The organism is Providencia sp. Je.9.19, assembly GCF_051129765.1.
Lineage (GTDB): Bacteria > Pseudomonadota > Gammaproteobacteria > Enterobacterales > Enterobacteriaceae > Providencia.
The window spans coordinates 1-3,195 of sequence record NZ_JBCPSS010000018.1; the positions used below are offsets into that span (position 1 = coordinate 1).

A 3,195-nucleotide genomic window follows, 5' to 3' on the forward strand; every position below is an offset into this window, starting at 1 on the left:
CCCCAACCCAAGGTTGATGCTTCACGCGCCGGGGCAGAAGAGACCGCGCTCATCGTCTCGACATTCACCATGGGGGCCGGTGTCGGTATCACCGACGTTGATGGTGCCCCTTCGTGAGCAACAACCGCGTCCGTCATTTGACAGGCTAACAGCAATTGTTGGGCAAACAGGTCGGTCGGTAACGGGCTCGGCAGGGTCAGCACGCACTGCTTATCCCCCCAAGACACGGTCATGCTGCCCCCCGGTTGGATCCCGCTGAGGTACACCAATCCCTCATCCCCAACAATCCCCACATCTTGCTGACGCGAGTTTTTAATTACTGCACCAAACGGCGGCGTGTTACCGTTGGCCAATTTAACAATCGCCATCCCTTTGCTGCCGGACACCACATCAAACTGTCGATACCCAATCGCCCCTTCCGTGAGCGTGGCTTGCACCACCGATTTGGACGCCTCGGTGCGGTCATTTAACTTGTTTAAATCAATGCTGGCTTTACTGCGGTAATAACTGTTGACGTCACTGACCACCGCTTTCCCCCATCGGTTCGTGGGACTCGTTTCTCCGTACCCACGCACGGGCACATCCGCAACCCCCATGGTGTCCACCAAAATTCGGGTGCCCCCCATGCTTCCCGCCCGGTGGAACGCACCGCCTTCCGGTGTCACCGTTAATCCCCCTTGGGCAGACAAGCCAAAGGCACTGTACTGCCCTTGCACGTAGGAGACGTTACCGTTAAAGCGCGCCACATCTGCCTCATGCGACACATACGCACTGGCCGTCGCCCCGCCACTGGCATGCCCCGCACTCACTTGGTACGTGGTATGCGCATCCACCCGGTCAAAGTAACTGGCTTGATGGCTGGTGCCGGCATTATTGGTCGACATGTTGTAACTCATTGTCGATTTTGCCCCGAACGGCATCGACACCGATAAATAAGCCCCATCGTCTTTGACCTTGTTGTATTCATTACGAAACGCAGACAGTGACAAGCTAATATTGCGCAGTTGGCCTAAATCAAAGTACTTCGACAGCGTCAAACTATAGCGATCGTTTTGCGGCCGATCCCAATAGGTTTCGTGGCTGTAATTGACGTAGGCGCTGAGTCCCAACGTCTGAAACTGCTTATTAAATGACACGGTGTACATCTCTTTGCCGTGCCCCACTTGGGTGCCGTAATGCCGGGCATCCAAGTATTCTGTCATGCTCATGAATTCCCGTTCAGAGAACCGGTACCCCGCAAAGGTCACTTGGCTGTCAATTTCATCAAACGTTTTGGAGTAGCTCAGGCGATACGAACGCCCAGTTTGGGTACCATCGGTGTGCGGTAAACGGGCAAAGGATTGGGTGATATCAAAGGATAAGGCCCCGAAGGCCAACAGGTCTCGACCGACCCCAACCGCCAAGGCATTGTAATCTTGGCTGCCCAACGCCCCGCCGAACAGTGACCACCCGTTACTCACCCCCCACGAAAATTCCCCCGTTCCAAACACCCCACCAAGCACTCGGTGCTTAAAGTCAGAGGGACGACCCGCGGCCACTTTAAAGCGTACCTGTCCTGGGCGGGTGAGATACGGAATGCTGGCCGTGTTAACCGTAAATTCTTGCACGCTGCCATCTTGTTCTTCCACCCGAACCAATAGCTCACCGCTGACCGCGTCACTCAAATCTTGAATACGAAAGGGCCCCGCGGCCACCGAGCTTTCATACAAGACCCGGCCTTGCTGGCTCACTTTGACGACCGCGTTAGTCTTCGCGACCCCTGAGATTTCAGGGGCATAGCCCCGCAAATTCGGGGGTAACATGCTGTCCTCCGACACCAAACTGGCCCCCATAAACCGGAAGCTGTCAAACAGCCCGGAGGTGAGATAATCCTCCCCTAAGGTTAATTTGGAACGCAAGGCAGCAATCGCTCGGTAGGCATAAAAACGGGAAAAATCCCACTGCCGCTCGATGGCCTGATTGGCTTGGTTGGAATGATTCAGATTTGCTTGCCAGTCTGCTCGAAAGCGCCACGCCCCCAAGTTTATCCCGGTGGTGCCGTTCCCGCTGAGGTTATACCCTCGCACCCCATTTTTGAGTTGGTTACGGGCTTGTCCATTGACGTTATAGTCAAACATCACGCCCGAAATACCCTCATCCCAGCGCGACGGCGGATCCCAATTTTCCGCGGTGTACTCTAAAAACGCTTGCGGAACGCTGAGGTAAACACTGTTTGTCGCCAAATCAGCGCTCACCTCCATCCCCGCAACACTGCTGACGGCTAAACACGTGCCGTCATGCCACCAAGACACGGATTTGAGCTCGCTGGGTTTAAACCCTATTTGCTCAACAATCGGTAAGGTTAAACACACTTGACTGCCCTTCGGGTCATCCTCCGGGGCATAGAACGCCAGCGGTTGTTCGGCCAACTCCCCTTTGTTCACGTGGATCACCATCTCGTAGGTACCTGGCACGATATACCCACCGCGGGAAAAGACGCTCAAATCAATATTTTGGCGGTCATGAACGTCTAATACATCGGTGTTAAATTGAATTTCATCGGCGCCGAAGGCCCCGTAAGGCAGTACGAGTGCCACCGCAATGCAAAAGCCTAACGCGTGGCGGCGCGGTATGTGAGTTTGTGGTGACAACGTCATCCCTTATCCTTATCTATCATTGTTATTCTTATCAAGCTGAATAATCTGGTGATAATCTGTCTTGCTTTAAAATCGCAGGCACTATCGCAAGGGGCTATCAGCCCGGCTAAAAGTAATCCAATTTAAATCGAATGGTGGAAAAATATGCGCCGGCTTTCAGGGCACGCTGATTGGGCATCAATGTGAGGGTGTAGTGCAGCATTTTGTTGCCCAAGATAACATCGCGCAGCGGCAGTGCCTTCCCTGGCAAGGCGTGGTTTCCATATTCATCCATGATGCGCAATGCCACACCGCGCGCATCGCCATATACCCCAAAATAATCCCCGTCGCGCTCACCATCAAACGTCACTTGAAATTGACGCCAATCCGGTTTTCCTGGACGTTCAAGCACACAGTTGACCAGCGCAATGGAGAACGGCTTACTGCGCCCGTGCCCGTCTCGTAACACATCTGCAAACGGAATAACGTCCATATCAATGACTTGATCACGGCTTTCTACCGCAATGGCGCAGGCTGTATCGATAATGGCTCCTTGCATGTTGACTCGCCCGTGACCTGC

The 3,195-nt window shown here is 53.9% G+C and carries 2 protein-coding genes; both read right to left on the bottom strand.

Going from position 1 to position 3,195, the window contains the following annotated elements:
• Window positions 1-2,636 (bottom strand): outer membrane usher protein (locus AAZR93_RS21490; RefSeq protein WP_434721032.1); only part of this gene is annotated, 2,636 nt, incomplete at its 3' end.
• Between the two features lie 106 nt (window positions 2,637-2,742).
• The coding region (locus AAZR93_RS21495) for a fimbrial protein (protein ID WP_434721033.1) at window positions 2,743-3,195 on the bottom strand (453 nt) is incomplete at its 5' end.